Annotated in this window: 14 protein-coding genes; 5 read left to right on the top strand and 9 right to left on the bottom strand. The window is 40.2% G+C overall.

Annotation, left to right across the window (positions count from 1 at the left end; genetic code table 11):
- The first annotated feature begins 401 nt into the window (after positions 1-401).
- A complete protein-coding gene (locus TI10_RS17145; protein WP_049584616.1) occupies positions 402-632 on the top strand; it encodes a hypothetical protein in 231 nt (76 codons plus the stop codon).
- 663 nt (positions 633-1,295) lie between these two features.
- Complete coding sequence (gene sbcB / locus TI10_RS17150) at positions 1,296-2,726, top strand: exodeoxyribonuclease I (protein ID WP_049584617.1); 1,431 nt, start codon at positions 1,296-1,298, stop codon at positions 2,724-2,726.
- A gap of 142 nt (positions 2,727-2,868) precedes the next feature.
- Here sbcB and dld read toward each other — a convergent pair whose 3' ends face one another.
- From dld to yieE, 8 genes are all read right to left on the bottom strand, one after another.
- On the bottom strand, positions 2,869-4,584 hold the full coding sequence (gene dld / locus TI10_RS17155; RefSeq protein WP_049584618.1) for a D-lactate dehydrogenase: 1,716 nt from the start codon (positions 4,582-4,584) through the stop codon (positions 2,869-2,871).
- Positions 4,585-4,779: 195 nt separating this feature from the next.
- On the bottom strand, positions 4,780-6,162 hold the full coding sequence (locus tag TI10_RS17160) for an APC family permease (protein ID WP_049584619.1): 1,383 nt from the start codon (positions 6,160-6,162) through the stop codon (positions 4,780-4,782).
- Between the two features lie 596 nt (positions 6,163-6,758).
- Positions 6,759-8,723 (bottom strand): ligand-gated channel protein, encoded by a 1,965-nt coding sequence (locus tag TI10_RS17165; RefSeq protein WP_049584620.1) that lies wholly within the window; start codon positions 8,721-8,723, stop codon positions 6,759-6,761.
- Positions 8,724-9,560: 837 nt separating this feature from the next.
- Positions 9,561-10,361 carry an ABC transporter ATP-binding protein gene (locus TI10_RS17170; protein ID WP_049584621.1) on the bottom strand — a complete coding sequence of 267 codons (801 nt, stop codon included), beginning with the start codon at positions 10,359-10,361 and terminating at the stop codon, positions 9,561-9,563.
- Positions 10,358-11,437, bottom strand: a complete 1,080-nt coding sequence (locus TI10_RS17175; RefSeq protein ID WP_049584622.1) for a FecCD family ABC transporter permease — start codon at positions 11,435-11,437, stop codon at positions 10,358-10,360. The genes TI10_RS17170 and TI10_RS17175 overlap by 4 nt, the downstream gene beginning before the upstream one ends.
- 24 nt (positions 11,438-11,461) lie before the next feature.
- The gene (locus TI10_RS17180) at positions 11,462-12,595 is read right to left on the bottom strand and encodes an ABC transporter substrate-binding protein (RefSeq protein ID WP_049584623.1); all 1,134 of its coding nucleotides are present in this window, start codon (positions 12,593-12,595) and stop codon (positions 11,462-11,464) included.
- A 327-nt stretch (positions 12,596-12,922) separates the two neighbouring features.
- Positions 12,923-14,401, bottom strand: a complete 1,479-nt coding sequence (locus tag TI10_RS17185; protein ID WP_049584624.1) for an amino acid permease — start codon at positions 14,399-14,401, stop codon at positions 12,923-12,925.
- A gap of 154 nt (positions 14,402-14,555) precedes the next feature.
- Positions 14,556-15,419 (bottom strand): DNA-binding transcriptional regulator YeiE, encoded by an 864-nt coding sequence (gene yieE, locus TI10_RS17190; RefSeq protein WP_049584625.1) that lies wholly within the window; start codon positions 15,417-15,419, stop codon positions 14,556-14,558.
- A gap of 189 nt (positions 15,420-15,608) precedes the next feature.
- On the opposite strand from yieE, the gene TI10_RS17195 reads away from it, so the two are divergent.
- Together TI10_RS17195 and nfo are read left to right on the top strand one after the other, a co-directional pair.
- Positions 15,609-16,691 carry a YeiH family protein gene (locus tag TI10_RS17195; protein WP_049584626.1) on the top strand — a complete coding sequence of 361 codons (1,083 nt, stop codon included), beginning with the start codon at positions 15,609-15,611 and terminating at the stop codon, positions 16,689-16,691.
- A gap of 107 nt (positions 16,692-16,798) precedes the next feature.
- Entirely contained in the window at positions 16,799-17,641 is an 843-nt protein-coding gene (gene nfo, locus TI10_RS17200; RefSeq protein WP_049584627.1) for a deoxyribonuclease IV, read from the top strand.
- A 19-nt stretch (positions 17,642-17,660) separates the two neighbouring features.
- On the opposite strand, the gene fruK is transcribed toward nfo, so the two are convergent.
- Positions 17,661-18,599, bottom strand: a complete 939-nt coding sequence (gene fruK / locus TI10_RS17205; protein ID WP_049584628.1) for a 1-phosphofructokinase — start codon at positions 18,597-18,599, stop codon at positions 17,661-17,663.
- A gap of 202 nt (positions 18,600-18,801) precedes the next feature.
- Here fruK and TI10_RS17210 point away from each other — a divergent pair, with 202 nt between their 5' ends.
- Positions 18,802-19,221 (top strand): nucleotide triphosphate diphosphatase NUDT15, encoded by a 420-nt coding sequence (locus TI10_RS17210; RefSeq protein ID WP_049584629.1) that lies wholly within the window; start codon positions 18,802-18,804, stop codon positions 19,219-19,221.
- The last annotated feature ends 9 nt before the right edge of the window (positions 19,222-19,230 follow it).

A 19,230-nucleotide genomic window follows, 5' to 3' on the forward strand; every position in this document is an offset into this window, starting at 1 on the left:
TTCCGTTGCTATCTCATAGAAATGAAAAAATTATAAAACCATTTCAGATTATTTAGGAATAAAATTATTAATCCAGCCGTTAAAAAACAAGTTAAATAAAGGCAATTGATTGCATGGAATATTATTAAAATTTCAAATAATAAGCATCCTCCATAGGATTCTATACTCTTTGAATTTTCGCAAATAATTTTATCTTACAGTTTCTCACAAAATGGTATTTTTATGAAATCATTTCGAATTGAAATTTATATAAAATTAAAATTGTTCATTAGTTTATTATTTAAATATCTTACAAAAACCACTATATTTGTGATATTCGTCTTAATAATAAAATAAAAAGTTCCTTATTGCTTAAACATAATTAAAATTGACGAAAAACATAATGATGACTAGGTTAGGTGATGAAAAAAATTCCTTTTGATTTGGATGGTTACGAAATCTCTTTTGGCCATGCACGTAGAACAAGAATTCCCATTATCAGAATAACCCACCCCAAAAATGGGATTTCTATTAAACCATTTTATAGTGTCAATAGAATAAATTTACTTGAAAGAATCCAATATGAAACTGGTTTAAGTGATCAATATATTGAATCTATTAATGAGCATTTTCAAGAGATTAATTATCCATAATAAGACTAAACATATTTAGGAAACTATATTCTAATTATTATATGCTTTGTTTTCATATAAAATTTATTAAACAATTTACCAGAAAACTAGTAAAAGGAGTTTATAGATTTCCTATAATACTATTGATAACAGGAAATCTCTCCTTGAAAAATATAATTATTAGTCAACTTTCCCTAGGGAAAGAATAACTCCTACGTTTACTAATGATAATCTATTTGAATTATGCGCATCACGATTTTATCAAGATAATTATGATCTTCATCGTCATTTATCTAATCCTTTAGTGAACTCATCAAATATTTCATTAAATAAACCTCAATGTTGCATATTTTGACCGTCAACCTTTAAATAAATTAAATTTGACATATTCACACTATTAATATTTTCGACATCTCACCTACATTATTGAAGTAAATATATCAACGTAATCAAGGATAAATGGCCTTAAAACGTACAATTTTTTATTCCTCCCCCAAAATGTTAATAATTGGCTTCCAATCGTAGAACAGAAAGCAGAAAAACAGGTATACAATATTGATTGCAATTACCTAGATTCTCTAAGATAGTAAGCAACAATTGTCTGTATTTTATGACAAAAATGTCATCCATTCTTTGAAAAAACAGAAGAAACAAACAATTAACATCATTGGACATTGAACAACAGTGAAAAATAGCAGCGAACAACCCACTTTCTACATCCACGACTACGAAACTTTTGGTCAACATCCGGCCTTAGACAGACCAGCTCAGTTTGCTGGTGTTCGTACTGACATGGATTTCAATATTATTGAAGCGCCATTAGTTATTTACTGTTCACCTGCTGATGATTATCTCCCACAACCAGAAGCTGTCATGATTACCGGCATTACGCCTCAAATTGCATTAGAAAAAGGGATTAATGAAGCGGAGTTTGCCCGCCAGATTCATAATGTATTCAGCGTACCGAACAGTTGTATCCTCGGTTATAACAATATTCGGTTTGATGATGAAGTCAGCCGGAATATCTTTTACCGCAATTTTTATGATCCATACGCTTATAGTTGGCAAAAAGGCAATTCCCGTTGGGATTTGCTTGATGTATTACGTGCCTGTTATGCCTTGCGCCCCGAAGGTATTGTCTGGCCAGAGAATGACGATGGTCTGCCAAGCTTTAAACTAGAACATCTGACCAAGGCAAATGGTGTTGAACATTCACATGCTCACGATGCTATGTCTGATGTCTACGCCACAATTGCAATGGCAAAACTACTTAAAGAAGTACAGCCAAGGATGTTCAATTATTTCTTTCAGTTAAGAAATAAGCAGAAAATTAGCGCCCTCATTGATATCCCTCAAATGAAACCACTGGTTCATGTTTCCGGGATGTTTGGCGCTGCTCGCAGCAACCTTAGTTTGGTTGCGCCTCTTGCCTGGCATCCAGTAAACCGGAATGCTGTTATTATGTGTGATTTAGCTGGAGATATTTCACCATTACTGGAATTGGATGCAGATACGTTGCGTGAACGCCTATATACCCGCCATGATGAATTGCAGTCAGATCAACCACCAGTCCCGATAAAACTAGTTCATATTAATAAGTGCCCGATAATCGCTCCCGATAACACTTTACGAACAGAAGATGCTGAACGTATTGGATTGGATCGTGATCATTGCGAAAAAAATCTGGCTATTCTACGGAATAATCCTCAAATTAGAGAAAAAGCTGTAGAATTGTTTGCAGAAGCCGAACCTTTCCCTGAATCCGATAATGTTGACGCTAAGCTATATAATGGCTTTTTTAGTGATGCCGATAAAGCAGCAATGAATATTATTCGCGAGACGCTGCCTCAAAATTTACCTGCACTCGATCTGACTTTTCAGGACCCACGGATTAAAACGCTGTTATTCCGCTATCGTGCCAGAAACTACCCTGCTACTCTAACTTACGATGAACAACAACGCTGGTTACGTCATCGTCAAGATGTATTAACTCAAGATCAGCTCAATGAATATTTCTTTATAATTGAACAACTCTTTACTGAATATCAAGGCAACGAAGAAAAATGTCGTCAGCTTAAAGCACTCATGGAGTATGCCGTGCAACTGGCTGGATAATTAAACGGGTGGTGAATAAATATAAAACGGCGAGTCATATATACTCGCCTTTCTTTCTGACACGATAACTCTCTCATCAATCTCTACAGATTTAAACTTTCTTAGTACCAGCATGGCGTTGTAACTACTGAGAATATTGACATTAAGATCCATTGCCCCAATTTTTCAACTTGGATGTTTTCCCAATTCCTGGATTGAGAGTGTTAGTGGGATCAGTCATCCGATAAAAAGCCTTAAGTTGAGGCTTAGCCTGATATAGATGACCTACATTATGCTCTGCGGGATATTCCGCTCCTCTCTTATCAAGCAGTTCTATCATCTTTTCCTTCAATGCATGTACATCCACCCCTTTTTTAACAATGTAATCCTGATGGAACACATAGCACATAAAGTGCCCACAATAAAGTTTATGTACCAGTACATCATCAAACTCTGGGGGTAATTGTTCAAACCATTCACGATCATTACGGCGCAGAGCAATATCAAGCGAAAGGATATTCTCTACTTTGTTGCTATGCACCGCTTGATAACGGATCGCTGAGCCACCAGCGGAAAAACGATGCAAGAACGCTTTAGCACCTTCCTCTGGCGTACAAGCAAAGAAATCCCCTTCTGCCCGGCTAAAATATTCTTCCAACCAACTTCTGGCCTCTTCAACCCCATCACCAGACATCTTTAATATCAAATGGTGCTCAAAACGATTACGATATTCTTTCAAACGTTTAGGCAAGTGAGAAGGCAGTAAGCGACTTAATCCCTGCATAATGCGATCCATAAGATTAGAAGGTAAAAATGGAACCCGGTTGAAAATAGCATCCATTCTCCCTTTTAAAGTAAAATAAGCCGGCATTTTATCGGTACCAAGCTTATCAATCATGATGAAAGTATCTTTACCGTAAGTTTCCGCAATATCAAAAATATCCCGGTGCATATATTCACCCGCCACCGGTAAATTATGAAAATTTGCTAATATATGACGACGCAATTCCGTCAATACGCCAGTTTGGTTGGTACCGATATAAAATACTTGAGACAAAGGTTCTGCCGGGAAAGTATCGAGCCGGACCGCAAACACAACCAGCTTACCTGCACAACCTGAAGCTTCAAACAAACGGCGCTCGTCAGAATTGAAGCGAGATGGAGTATCCGCATCTACGTCACGCACTCGTTGGGCATATTCATGATCAGATGCTTTACGTTGACCCTGTTCTACATCCTGATCACTGTAACGCTGTTCTTCCAGACAAGAGAGGATCTCTTCTGGTGTTTCTCCCAAATAGATACCCAAATGATTAATCAATTCTGGCTTACCGCTCTCATTGACCCGTCCATACAATGCCATTTCGGTATAAGCTGGCCCACGATGAACCAAAGAACCTCCTGAATTATTACAAATGCCGCCAACCACGGAAGCACCGATGCAGGAAGAACCGATAACTGAGTGAGGTTCACGTCCCAGTGGCTTGAGCGCACGTTCAAGTTGCCATAATGTACTACCTGGTAACGCAACCACTTGGTTACACTGTTTTAAGATCTGAATTTTATTCATGCGTAGCGTACTAATGATCACTATGTCACGATCGTAATCCTTGCCATTCGGAGTAGAACCCTCAGTTACTCCGGTGTTGGCCGCTTGCATTAAGATAATTTTATCTGCTTCAACACAGGCCTTAAACACACGCCACTGTTCCACCAGCGAGCCGGGAAATACGACGGCTAAAGCGTCTCCCTGACCGGAGCGAAAGCCTTTACGATAACGTTCAGTTTTATGGGGAGCAGTCAGGATATGAGATTTACCGACAATATTGGTCAGGGTAGTAATGAATTGTTGATTTTGAGAGGTTTTTGTATCATTCATAGTCTCTTCCTTAATAAGAATCACCTCTCAGAGCATAGATTGTTTTTCTCCGTTTTCCGTTGAAATTTTTCTTATCTGTAAGCTACCTCGCTGTTTTTTTTCTTAAGCTCCCCTTCCTTCACTATTACTGTAAATTAGCAACATAGTAAAAATAATGGCGCCAAATTCGGCGCCATTATTCTTTAATACTAGATATTAAACCATTTCAGAACATTGAGGCATCGGCTGACGAAAACTACGGGTCAGGAATATCATATAAATCAGACCAATTGCTCCCCAAGTTAGCCCCAATTCCATAGAACTTTGTTCCAGATTCATCCACAGCACGCTAACAGTACAAGCACCTATCACAGGTAGCACCAAGAAATTAATGGTATCTCTTAGTGTACGATTACGACGTTCACGGATATAGAATTGAGAAATAACTGACAAGTTTACAAAGGTGAACGCTATTAATGCACCAAAGTTAATCAGAGCTGTTGCAGTCACCAGATCAAAGGTAATAGCAGATAACGCTACAATACCTACCAGCGATACGTTGACTACCGGAGTCCGCCATTTTGGATGAACATAGCCAAATACTTTTTCAGGAAATACACCATCTCGTCCCATAACATAGAGCAGACGGGAAACCCCCGCGTGAGCCGCCATACCAGAAGCCAAAACGGTGACGCAAGAGAACACCAAGATAATGGCTTGGAACAGAGTACCCGCTACATACAGCATAATTTCCGGCTGGGATTCATCTGGGTTCTTGAATCGAGAGACATCCGGAAAATAGAGCTGTAAGAAATAAGAAACCGCAATGAAGATAACTCCACCGATTAATACTATCAGGAAAATTGCTTTCGGAATTACCTTACCAGCATTCGGTGTCTCTTCCGACAACGAACTAATGCCATCAAACCCTAAAAATGAAAAGCACAAAATCGTGGCCCCAGTAATCATTGGGAGCAAATGGGCATCTTCAGAAATGAATGGTTTCGCACTCCATAAAGTTCCTACGCCTTCCCCGTTGTATACACCGTGGATCAGTAAACCCACAAATACAACCATAATGGCTACCTGAACAATAACAATAGCTGTGTTGAGATTAGCAACAACGTTAATGCCACGCAGGTTAAAAGCTGTCATCAGTAATGCAAAACCCACAACGAAGATCCACGGATCCACGCTAGGAAAAATGGCTTGAAGATAAATTTTCGCTAACAAGACATTAATCATCGGCATGAACATATAGTCCAATAGCGATGACCAACCCACCATAAAGCCAACATGCGGACTAATGGATTTTTGCGCATAAGTATATGCAGATCCGGCAGATGGGAAACGTTTTACCAATTTCCCATAGCTCAGAGCGGTAAACAGAATTGCGACCAAAGCAATAGCGTAGGATGTCGCTACGTGACCGTCGGTCAAACCAGAAACAATGCCGAAAGTATCAAAGATGGTCATAGGTTGCAGATAAGCAAGCCCCATCATCACCACCTGCATTAAGGTCAGTGTTTTTCTGAGTTGAACACGATTGTTCGCACCAGTTTGGTTGGTGCCTAGTGGGATTGCAGTATTATGAGACATGAGCGAAACCTCCCATAACTTCGATTCGCGTTATGACGCTACTTAATCGACAGTTACTGGGAAGACTTCGCTTCTGCCTATAGGCAGGAGAGTTAGAGGCTGGATTATACGCAGAGCGCAACGCTCCGTAGTCATCGATGCAGCAGCATGTACCGATTGGTACAAGTGCGAAAGAGAATAATTGCTCCATATTTAGCGTTCCTCATTACGGCAACCGATTCTCATTAAGGTTGCTCGTGGGCCAATTATCTATCCGGCTCAGAGTCCGGCCTCTGGTACAGTAAAAAATAAGTCAAAGCAAAAAAAATAACCGATACATAATAAACGCATCAGTTATTCTCTAGTGGGCGAATTCTGCACTTGAAGACCTGAAATAGCAATACTCGCCGCACTAAAAGTTCATTATTTTTTACCACACTCATCGATGACGCTATGGAATTCAATGGTGTCATATACATTTCTATGACATGAGCCAAGTTTTAACACAACACAAAACAGATTGCTATTCAGTTTTTACAGGTATAAATAAAAAACAAAAATCCCCTCTGTCAGCAACAAACAAAGAGGATTATGACACTGTTAGTTAGAACGCGTTATTAAAAGTCGTAATTGATACCAATGTTATAACGACGACCATCCAGTTGTGCTCCATAATTCTCGCTAGTCACACGTTTATCAAATACGTTATATACACCGCCCAACACGCGTAAATCTTTGGTTAGATTATAAACAGCACCTATATCCACAAAGGCATAAGACGGTGTTCCTTCACTCATTCTTTCACCACGGCCTAAATAATCTGAGGTTTTACCACGGAAGTTAACTCGGGCCCAAGTTTGCATTTCTGGTAAGGCTTGCCAGTTCAGAGTCGCATTTGCCATATGTTTAGGCATTTTGTTCAAAGGTTTTCCTTTGTGTGTTCCACTCTTCTGTTCTGAATCAGTGTAAGTGTAGTTTGCAGCCAATGACCAGTTTTCAACGATATCCCAGTTCATTGTCGCTTCGACACCACGGATATTAGCCTTCTGTACGTTTATACGTTTACTGATAAATGTATATACATGTGGATCCATTCCAACAGTGCAAGGTTTTGAACTCTGCCTATTACAAATTGGAATTTCTGTAATTTTATCTTTAAAATCAGTATTAAATACCGTTAACCCTGCATTAAAATTATCCCGATTATTCCAGATAACACCAATTTCTTCATTGACGCTTTTCTCAGGTTTCAAATTCGAGTTACCGAGAATAATACCATTTCCTACTGCACGACCACCTGTTTCCTGCCCCCAATCCTCCGAAATATAACGCAAATCCGGAGAACGGTAACCAGTAGATACACCGCCTTTAATCGTCCATTGTTCATCTACATGCCACACACCATACAGGCGCGGAGTCCAATGACTACCAAAATTCTCGTCTTTATCCATACGGATACCACCAGTTAAGGCGAAATCATTGGTCACCTGCCATTCATCCTCAGCAAACAATGCCCAACTCCAGCGAGTTAATTTATCCATGCCATTAGTAGAAACTAGTCTATTATCACCGCCATGTAAGTTCTCATAACGGTATTGCCCTCCCACACTCACAGTATGATCATCTAACTGTAAAACAGTTTGATTATTAAACACAGTATCCCGATACCTCATATCACGACCAGGATTACGTGAATCATCATGTTGAATATATGAAGTCATAGTGCCAAAATCATAAATACCATTATGCGTAATAGAATAATTATTACGATCATAATCACTTACCGAGTCATAGCGAGACGATTTTCCTTTAGTAGCATCACGCTTTTGCTCATAACGACCCGCTTCAAAATCAAAAGTATTCTTATCATCAGGCGTCAAAGAAAGAATTGCTGAACCGTTACGCATTTCTTGCTCGCTAAAACCATCAATAAATTTATCTTCGTTGCGGTAAGAATATAGGCCATTGACTTTCAAACCTAACAAGCCATCAACGACGGGACCTGCTGCATAAACACTGCTCTGATAACTGTTACCTGAATCTTTACTTTCAGTTAACATCGTATCGGCACGAAAACTGGTTCTCCACTCTTTCTGAACTTTGCGGGTGATCACGTTAATCACCCCTCCCATCGCATCAGAACCATAAAGGGAGGACATTGGCCCGCGTACCACTTCGATACGTTCTATCGCGGCCAATGGCGGCAACCACCCCTGTTCAATACCAGAGTTATCACTGTTCGGCCGTGTATTACGGGTATCAACACGCTTACCATCAATCAGAATCATCGTATATTGAGACGTCATACCGCGAATACTGATATCACTGTAACTCCCTCCGCCAGTAACAACGACCCCCGGCACATCTTTCAATGCATCAGTCACATCACGATAAGCCTTAGTTTCCAATTGTTCACGGCTCACCACAGAAATAGACGCTGGAGCATCTTCAATTTTCTGTTGAAAGCCTGCTGCCGTAGTGACAAGAATAGTGTCATTACTGCTACTAGCCGCAAAAACTGAGCCAGATGAGATTGCAGCAATAACGCCTAATGTGATTTTTCTTTTATTAAAAACACCCATTCCCGATTCTCCAAGAGATATAATTACGCTTCATTTATCTATAAAAATGGATAATCAACATGTGCTCAAATAACGAGGATAAAATATTTACCTCTGTGTAGTTTTATTATTTTATTAGTTTGCTTATATCTTATTATTATAAGACACAAGACAACATTCTATATTAATCACAATAATCCATGTTATTAACTTATTCCATTTACCATCCTTCGCAGTAAAGAGTGAATCTCAGCATTAACCCGACAAAAACTGTAGTTTTTAAATACGGATAGCTTTTAAATACACAGTAATACAAGGTAAATAAACTATTCCTCATATACAACAATGCACGTTCTGATTTTTGTGCGCATTCTGCGCCTACGCTTTATTACAAATATAATTTAAACAATAAGTTAAAATTAATTTTCAATCTCTAGCTTTGAAATCAGCACCTGTAAAATACCCCCTTAATAACCGCGTTTAATTTTTTACCATGTCACAAAGCAATATTAACATCATATACAACCACACAATATAATGATTATTAAGACAATATGTTTCTCGTGATACCAATACCATTACGTAATATTGATAATTCAAATTCAGTTCACTAAGTGGCTCATTTAATAAAAATAAATAATCAATACACGCCAAAATAACGAGAAAAAAATATTTATTCCTATGTAGTTTTATTAGTTTACTGACATCTTATTACCGTAAAGTATAAGACTGTATTTTTATTGACTATAATAATCTATCCCACTAATTCATTCTATTTACTACCCTTTGCAATAAATAATAGATTTCAGCATTATCCAGACAAAAAATGCAGCTTTTAAATATCATTTAAATAACAAGTTAAAATGAATTCTCATTCGCTAGCTTTGAAACCAATCCATCAACTAATACCTGGGGAATGCCCTGAGAACAACGTTCAATTCTGCCTTTTACACCATAAACCTGTGCCAGACTCTCTGGCGTAATTACCTGCTCAGGAGTTCCTTCTGCGATTAAATTACCTTTTTGCAACATTAATATATGGTCACCATGACGCAAAGCAATATTAATATCATGTACAACGACCACAGTAATAATATTCCGTCGATAAGTTTCTTGCGCCACCAACGCCATTACGTGATATTGATAATTTAAATCCAGAGCACTAAGTGGTTCATCTAATAACAATAATGTTGGTTTACGAATTAACGATTGCGCCAATCCGACTAACTGTTTTTGGCCGCCAGATAACTGATCTAAATAACATAACGCCAGATGTTCAATTCCCAACTGACGTAACAACAACATTACCTCTTCTTCACTGGTTTCAGAATGACGCCCTCCCGATGCTCGTTGAGCAACGATAATCGATTCCAATACATGCAAATGAACACCAGCAGGTAAGCTTTGCGGTAAATAAACCACATTGTCCGATCGCTGGATAAAATTCATCTTCATCAAATCTTGACCATCAAGCCAAAGCTGACCTCTTGCACGATTTAAACCAGCCAAAGAACGTAGCAGTGTTGATTTACCGCTACCATTTGGCCCCAACAGTACCGTAATTTTTCCACGCGGCAACGGAGCAACATTCAGATTTTCAATAACCGAATGTTTCGGATAACCCGCAAAAAAATTGCTAATGGTTAATCCCGGGCTCATATGTTCCCTCTATGACGTAAAATTATGCTAAGGAAGAATGGAACCCCAACTAACGCGGTAACGATCCCAACAGGAATAACAACACCTGGGATCAGATTCTTCGAGGCGATGGACGCCATAGACAACACTAATGCGCCAATTAAAGCACTAGCTGGCAAATAAAAACGATGATCTTCACCAAACATTATACGGGCAATATGTGGCGCAATTAAACCAACAAAGGCAATTGGCCCAACAAACGCAACGGCTAAAGCGGCAAGTATGCTGATACGCAATAATGTCCCCAAGCGCAGACGACGAACATCGATACCAAAACTGATTGCACGATCTTCACCCAAGCGCAGCGCTGTCAGTCTCCAGGAATTTATCATTGAAATAGGAAAAACAGCCGCAAACACCAACAACATAACACCCAATTTTATCCAGGTTGCTCTGGCAAGACTACCCATTGTCCAGAGTACCAACCCCTGAAGGGTATCTTCCGTTGCAATAAACTGCATCATGGAAACCAATGCGTCAAAGGTAAAGACCAATGCAATACCAAATAATACTACCCCGGACGTAGCAACCCGCGTCCAACGAGTAATCGTATCCAGTACCAATGCAGCCAACAAAGCGAAAATGAAAGCATTCGCAGAGATGAACCATTGATCAGGCACACCTGGAATACCAATACCAGATACAATCGCCAATGCAGCACCAAATGCAGCCGCCTGAGCAACCCCTAAGGTAGAGGGACTGGCTAATGGGTTATTTAAGATCGTCTGCATTTCCGCGCCAGCCAACCCAAGAGACAAGCCAATCACTACCGCCATCAGGGCATATGGTAAACGAATATCCCAAACAATTACCCGCGTACCCGCATCCACACTCTCTGGCGACACTAAAGTCTGCCAGAGAGATGGCAAAGATAAACTTGATGGCCCTATCGTAAAATCTAATACCAGTGAAGCACCAATAATCAGCACGATGAATACCATCATCACAATACGGCGGCGTAAAATATATCGGTAATGGACTTTTACACTGCTATCATCTAATTGTTGTTTCACCATTGGCTCGGTAGTGGCGCTCATTATTCCCGTTACCTGACTTACTGATTACTTTTCACTGATCCAATAAACCCCTGATGGCTCAACTGCCAGGAATTTACTGTGCAATTCATTCAGTGTCTTTTGCGGATCTAAATCTGTAAATTGCTTAGGATAGAACCATTTAGCAAATACCTGAGTCGCTACCACATTATATGGAGAATTGTAGTAGTTATGCCAAATCGCATAATCTCTGCCCTCTTTGACCGCAGTCAACGAGCTAATACCTTTACGTTCAGTCAGTTGTTTCAGGCTGGCTTTTGCTAGTTCAGGCGTAGATTGCGCTCCCAGTTTTACACCAGGTTCATTACTATCTGGCGCTTTTGCACCACTAGCAATGTAAATATAAGGGTCAACTGCAATAATTTTTTCGAGATTCATGTTACCAAGTACGCCTGGCAGAACACCTTTAGCAATGTTTTTACCACCGGCCAAATCGATAAAATTACCCATATTACCGTCACCGGCAGTCGCACAACAGTCTTCAAAAGCACCCGCTCTCAAATCGATAAATACTGTCGGTTTTTTCTCTTCCGGGATTTTATTGGTGATATCAGTCACCAGTTTTACGTTTTTCTCGTAAAAATCGGCATACTCTGCCGCTTGTTTTTCACGATTTAGTACCTTACCTAGCATACGAATGCTCGGTAACGTGTTCTTTAACGGCTCAGTACGAAAATCGACGAATACAACCGGAACACCGGCCTTTTCAAGTTGGGCAACCAATTCGCTGTCTTTTCCAGGACCATGACCAGACAAGCCAAAAATGGCGATATCCGGGTTGAGAGTTAATACTTTTTCAGAGCTGACACTTTCAGCGCTGGTATTACCAATCAAAGGAACCTTGTCAATCTCAGGGAATTTAGCTTTATAGACGGCGTAAGACTGTGGGTCCAATTTGCGGAAATCACCTTGCCAACCCGCGATACGGGCCAGAGGTTTATCACCTTCAAGTAAAGCAATAGCGTGGAACAAACGGCCTTCGCCCAGCAAAATACGATTTACATTCTCAGGAACTTCAACAGTGCGGCCAACTATGTCGGTAACCGCTTCAGCCCATGATGCAAAACTTGCCATGACTGCCGAACCTGCTAACAGGCCGACACTGATACTCTTTGCTATGGATCGAGATATAAATTTCATTTTGTTAGCCCTTTGATATTAATAATTATGGCATTAACAATAGGCCAAATGAGAATACTTATCAATATAATCTACACAGATTTTGGTAAATTACGTGATTAATTGTATGATTAACGCTATGAAAAATAAAAAATACCCATTTGATCACAAAATGGGGGTTTTCTTTTAATTTCTTATCAATAACGGCTTATCTACTCAAATAAATAAAACATTAAGATAATAATAAATTAATCGTGCATCGAATTAAAAGGACCATAAAACTAGGCCGGTAGGAATTTTCTCAAAGATTCCTACCGGCCTGTTAATCACGATCTAACGTATTCACATTCACTGATTTGCGATATCAGGAAATTTCATCTCGCTATATTTGATAAAGCGAGTTTTCTTCACTAATTTGTAACCAAACCAAATCAATAGGAATAGTGGAATACCAATATAAGTTGCAGTTACACCATACCAGTCAATTTTATCCTGTAGAAATGCTTGATAATTCTGCCCTAATGTAATGATTAGACACAAAACAAACGCAAAGATTGGGCCAACCGGGAAAAATCCTGAACGATAAGGTAATTTACTTAAATTTAATCCCTGCGCTATATAGCCACGGCGGAAACGATAATGGCTGATAGCAATCCCCAACCATGCAATAAAACCGGTCATCCCAGAGGTATTCAACAACCACAGATAGACAGTCTGGTTACCGTACATTGAACTGAGGAAACACAATGCAGCAACCACTGTTGTTGCATACAAAGCATTACGCGGTACACCGCCTTTGGATAATTTACCAAAAATCCTTGGCGCTTTACCCTCTTTTGCTAATGTGAACAACATACGAGTCGATGCATACATACCTGAATTACCCGCAGACAACACAGCCGTCAAAATAACCGCATTCATCATAGCTGCGGCGGATAACAAACCAGCGTTTTCAAACACCAACGTAAACGGACTAACACTGATATCACCGACCTCATTACGCAATAGGCTTGGATCAGTATAAGGAATAATCAGACTAATGATCAGGATTGCAAAAATATAGAACAGCAGAATACGCCAGAATACCTTACGCACAGCACTGGGAACATTCTTCGCTGGATCTTTTGACTCACCCGCAGCAATGCCAATCAGCTCGGTTCCCTGGAAAGAAAACCCAACTATCATTGCCACGCCAATCATGGCAGAAAAGCCACCAGCAAAAGGAGCATCACCAACAGTCCAGTTATGCCATCCAGCACCTTCTGCCCCTTTCATGATACCGGCTATCATCAGTAATCCGACCACAATAAAGACAATAACCGTGCTGACTTTAATTAAAGAGAACCAGTACTCAGCCTCACCAAATCCTTTCACTGAAATAAAATTCAATAGGAAAATCAACGCGAGGAATAGCGCACTCCAGATCCAACCCGGCATATCCGGCAACCAATAACCCATAACCAATTGAGCCGCAACCAAATCCACCGCGATAGTCACCGCCCAGTTGTACCAGTAGTTCCAACCCAGAGCAAAACCAAACCCTTCTTCAACATATTTAGAACCGTAAGTTGAGAAAGAACCGGAAACCGGCATATAAGCGGCCAATTCACCCAAACTGGTCATCAGGAAATAAACCATCAAGCCAATTAATGCATAGGAAAGTAATGCTCCGCCAGGCCCTGCCTGTGAAACTGTCGCACCTGAAGCCACGAATAACCCAGTACCTATTGATCCGCCAATGGCAATCATCGCCAGATGCCGAGCTTTCAATTCACGTCGCAAATGTTGTACTGGTTTCCGAGAAACACTTTTTTGTTGTTGAGACATTCTGTTCCTGTTAGCTGCGAATAAATCTGATGGCGGATTGTAACAAATCCTCACTATCAAAATAGCGAGGAAGCTCTGTTATAAGATACCTTCATAATTCAGAGAAAATTATAAGTAACACAGCTAATTTTGGATTCTAGACAGAACGTAAACTTTACCGGCAATAACTGAGCAATTTTTGCAAAGCGTTAGACATGTGCTTTTGCCGATGATGAATCAAGTACAATGTTCTGAAAAGTCTTAATTCTGGCACTTTTAACTCCAGTAAAGTGCGATTTTGCAATTGCTCTGCAACGACTCGTCTGGATAAACAACTGATGCCCATACCAAATTTGACCGCATGCTTTATCGCTTCAGAATTTCCCAACTCCATCAAAATTTTGAACCCAGGTAAACGGGCAAATAACAGATGATCCAGCACTTCTCTTGTACCCGATCCACTCTCCCTTAATATCCATGATGCCTTAACTAAATCATCCAATTTTAGATCCTGCTTAGCTAGCGGATTTTCAGGAGAAGAAAAAATAACCAACTCATCCTCCATCCATAGCTGAGTTATTAACTCAGGACTATGACAAGCCCCTTCTATCAAACCAAGATCAACACGGAATTCCAGCACCGAATTGATGACATCCTGCGTATTACTGATATTTAACTCCAGCGGCGTATCAGGAAAATCTTGACGATAATTTGCCAGCATTTCCGGCAACATATAATTCCCAATGGTGCTACTGGCAGCGATACGTAACGCTCCCAACTCCTGTTTGAATAACTGCTGAATTTCCCCTGCCTGCTCTAGCAATGCCAAAGCCTTGGGATAGAGTAGACGGCCATGTTCATTAGTCACCAACCGCTTTCCTACCCGATCAAAAAGCTGTACGCCAAGCTGGCTTTCCAGATCCGTTAATGAGGCGCTCACTGCGGACTGAGATAGCGCCAATTGCTGAGAGGCTTGCGTCGTTGAGCCGCTTTTCAATACCTCAGTAAAAACTTCCAACTGTCTCAAGGTGATGTGCATATTGCCCCGCAAAGTATGGTGTCAGTCAAAGTTAGCTTGTTTTAATTTTATACAGTAATAAACAACTTAACAAAAATCCTCTTTTTTACCATTTTTTTAGATTATATATAAATATATTATCGATTTTAATGATAACTCAATCTGCTATATGCTTATGTTTAAAGCATATAAGCAAAGTGAGAAACATCTATGTCTGACATTCGTGCTGAAAAATTCAGCAAACAATCATCTATTCTCGGCATCAAATTAATACCGGGGTTAATACTAGCGGCAATACTGACTGCAATTTCAATATATGCCGGAAATATTCCGTGGTTTATTAATATGGGGCTAGGTACATTAACACTGGCGATCCTTGCAGGGATCATTACCGGTAATACTGTCTACCCTTTACTCAAACCTTATTGTGATGAGGGTATCCATTTCTCAAAACATTATCTTTTGCGGGCAGGGATTATTCTTTACGGTTTCCGTCTGACATTTCAACAAATTGCCGATGTTGGCGTTACCGGCCTTCTGATTGATGCTGTGATATTATCGTCCACTTTTTTTATTGCAATCTGGCTAGGCAAATCCCTCTTTAGATTAGACCAGCAAACAGTAATACTGATTGGCGCCGGTAGCAGTATCTGCGGTGCAGCCGCTATTATGGCAACAGAGCCGGTAGTCAATGCCCCTGCCAGTAAAGTTGCTGTTGCGGTATCGACAGTTGTTATCTTTGGCACTATCGCTATTTTCATTTATCCGTGGTTTTATCAACTTAATGAGTATTATCAATGGTTACCACTTACTCAGGAAACTTTTGGTATCTTTACTGGCTCCACCATTCACGAAGTTGCTCAAGTTGTTGCTGTTGGACATGCTATTAGTGACCAAACGGAAAACGCAGCCGTCATCAGTAAAATGATTAGGGTTATGATGTTAGCGCCATTCCTGTTGTTATTATCTCGTTACATCAGCCGTGCCCACATTAAAAATGGCATAAACCATCAGGAGAAAACACCAATGACTATACCCTGGTTTGCGGTGATTTTTATTGCAATAGCGGGTTTTAATTCTTTCAATTTACTCCCCGCCGCAATCGTTCATTCTCTGATTAATATCGATACTATTATGCTTACTATGGCAATGGGAGCATTAGGTTTAACGACTCATGTGAGCGCTATCCGTCAAGCCGGATTTAAACCCATTTTATTAGCTCTAATTTTGTTTGTATGGCTGATAGCGGGTGGTTTTTTGATAAATCTGGGCATTCAACATTTATTTGGTTAATCAGAGTCTATACGGAGAAATTTCGGCAACATATAACCTTTCCATTCTTAAGGTTCATTGAGTGGTTGAACAATGCCATAATGACGTAAATTAGGAAGGAGAAAAATATGAAATTTGTTGGAGCACATGTCAGCGCTGCCGGCGGAGTTGATCAAGCGGTTATCCGGGCACACGAATTAAAAGCTACCGCCTTTGCCCTATTTACAAAAAATCAACGCCAGTGGAATGCTCCACCTTTAACCACTGATGTTATCAATAAATTTAAAGAAAATTGTGAACGCTATGGATATGGCAGCCGACAAATTCTCCCTCACGATAGCTATCTGATTAATCTTGGCCACCCAGAAATTGAAGCTCTGGAAAAATCCCGGCTGGCTTTTATCGATGAGATGCAACGTTGCGAACAATTAGGGATCGATTTATTAAATTTTCATCCTGGTAGCCATCTCAATAAAATAGATGTGGATAAATGCCTGGCACGTATTGCAGAATCTATCAACATTGCTCTCAATAAAACCCAAGGAGTCACGGCTGTTATCGAAAATACGGCAGGTCAAGGTACTAATCTGGGTTTTAAATTTGAACATCTGGCAGCAATTATTGATGGAGTTGAAGATAAAAGCCGAGTGGGCGTCTGTATTGATACCTGTCACGCCTTTGCGGCTGGCTACGATTTACGTACAGACGATGCTTGTAAACAAACTTTTCAGCAGTTTGAAAAAGTTGTTGGCTTTCAATACCTATGTGGAATGCATTTAAATGATGCCAAAAGTGAATTCGCCAGCCGTGTTGATCGACATCATAGCCTTGGAGAAGGGAATATTGGCAAAACACCTTTCAGTTATATTATGAAAGATGCTCGTTTTGATGGTATTCCACTCATCCTTGAAACGATAAATCCAGATATTTGGCCGCAAGAAATTGCCTGGCTGAAATTACAACAAAATTAACTATTCTTTAATTAAAGCATTATTTAACGGGTATCAGTTCAACGTTAGCCATCATGGCAGCTAAGTCGGGGCGATTGCTGATACCCACATTAGGCTGACTAACGGCAAGCGCAGATACAGCCGTCGCCAATCGCAACGTGTGTTCACTAGATTCCCTCATCAGCAAACCGTAAACCAAACCACCAACCATTGAATCACCAGCCCCAACAGTGCTAACGACTTTGCAATATGGTGGTTTTGCCAACCATGCTCCAGAAGCATTAACCCATAATGCTCCTTGCTCACCTAAGGATATGACAACATGCGCAATTCCCTGATCTCTCAGTTGATGCGCAGCCATGATGATATCGGATAACTCAGGTAACAGACGCCCCGCCCATACTTCAAGCTCATGGCGATTCGGCTTAACTAACCAAGGAGATGCCTTTAACCCTGCAACCAATGCTTCACGGCTGCTATCGAAAACAATACAAGGGCAAAGCTGACGTAGACAGGTCATCCAGTCGGTAAACGATTCAGCAGAGACGCCAGCAGGTAAGCTACCACTAACAACGACCATATCAAACTGTCCAAGCCATGAAAGCGAATCACTAACAAATCCCGACCATTCAGCTTCACCGACATAAAAACCAGAGAAGTTAAAATCTGTCACTTCTCCGCTTTCTTCTGTCAATTTAACATTAATCCGTGTTCTACCCGGTACTAAATGAAAACGATTTACCATACCATTTTCATGGAAGAATTGTTGAAATCCTTCCTGATTTTCCTTACCCAAAAAACCACTCACCGTGACATCAATACCTAAGTCACACAAAACCTTAGCAACATTATTGCCTTTCCCGGCAGCATGTAGTCCGGCGGTTTGCACTCGATTGATCGCCCCCTTGACAATTTCCGGGCACAATCCCACTAAATCATAAGCAGGGTTTAGGGTAATAGTGGCAACTCTACGGCTCATTTTGCCCGATGTCTCCTAAGTAGATATCATCATTACTATGAATTTTCAGCTCTATTTATATCACTAAAATTGAATCGTTTCAGTTAAATTCCGTACTTTATTGATTCGTTGCCTTAAATTGATTTACGGATAAGAATAGCATTGAATTTTTCTCAAAATGAGATGCAAACTTGCTGAAACTTAGATGTAGGGAATAAACCAAATGTCTGTCATTGTGGGTGTTGGCGTTGTTATTGTAAATGAAGATGGTCAGGTATTACTTGGAAAACGCAGTAGTAAACATGCGCCATACTGGTCGATCTTTGGTGGTCATGTTGATGCCGGCGAAACTTTTGAACAATGTGCTATCCGTGAAATTGCAGAAGAAACAGGCCTGACGATTCAGTCACCAAAAGTCTACGGTATCTGTAATAACCTTCAAACTTATCAACAAGAAGGAAAACATACTATTTCGGTGTGTTTACTGGCAAAACATCCAGGTGATGAACCAAAATTAATGGAACCAGAAAAGTGTGAACAGTTTATGTGGTGCGATCCCGATAATCTTCCTGAACCTCATTTTGAAGCCAGCCGGAATGCAATAAAAATGTGGCAAGAAAATAAATTTTATCTTACCGAATGAACTAATTTA

It is taken from the genome of Photorhabdus luminescens subsp. luminescens (assembly GCF_001083805.1).
Taxonomy (GTDB): Bacteria; Pseudomonadota; Gammaproteobacteria; order Enterobacterales; family Enterobacteriaceae; genus Photorhabdus; species Photorhabdus luminescens.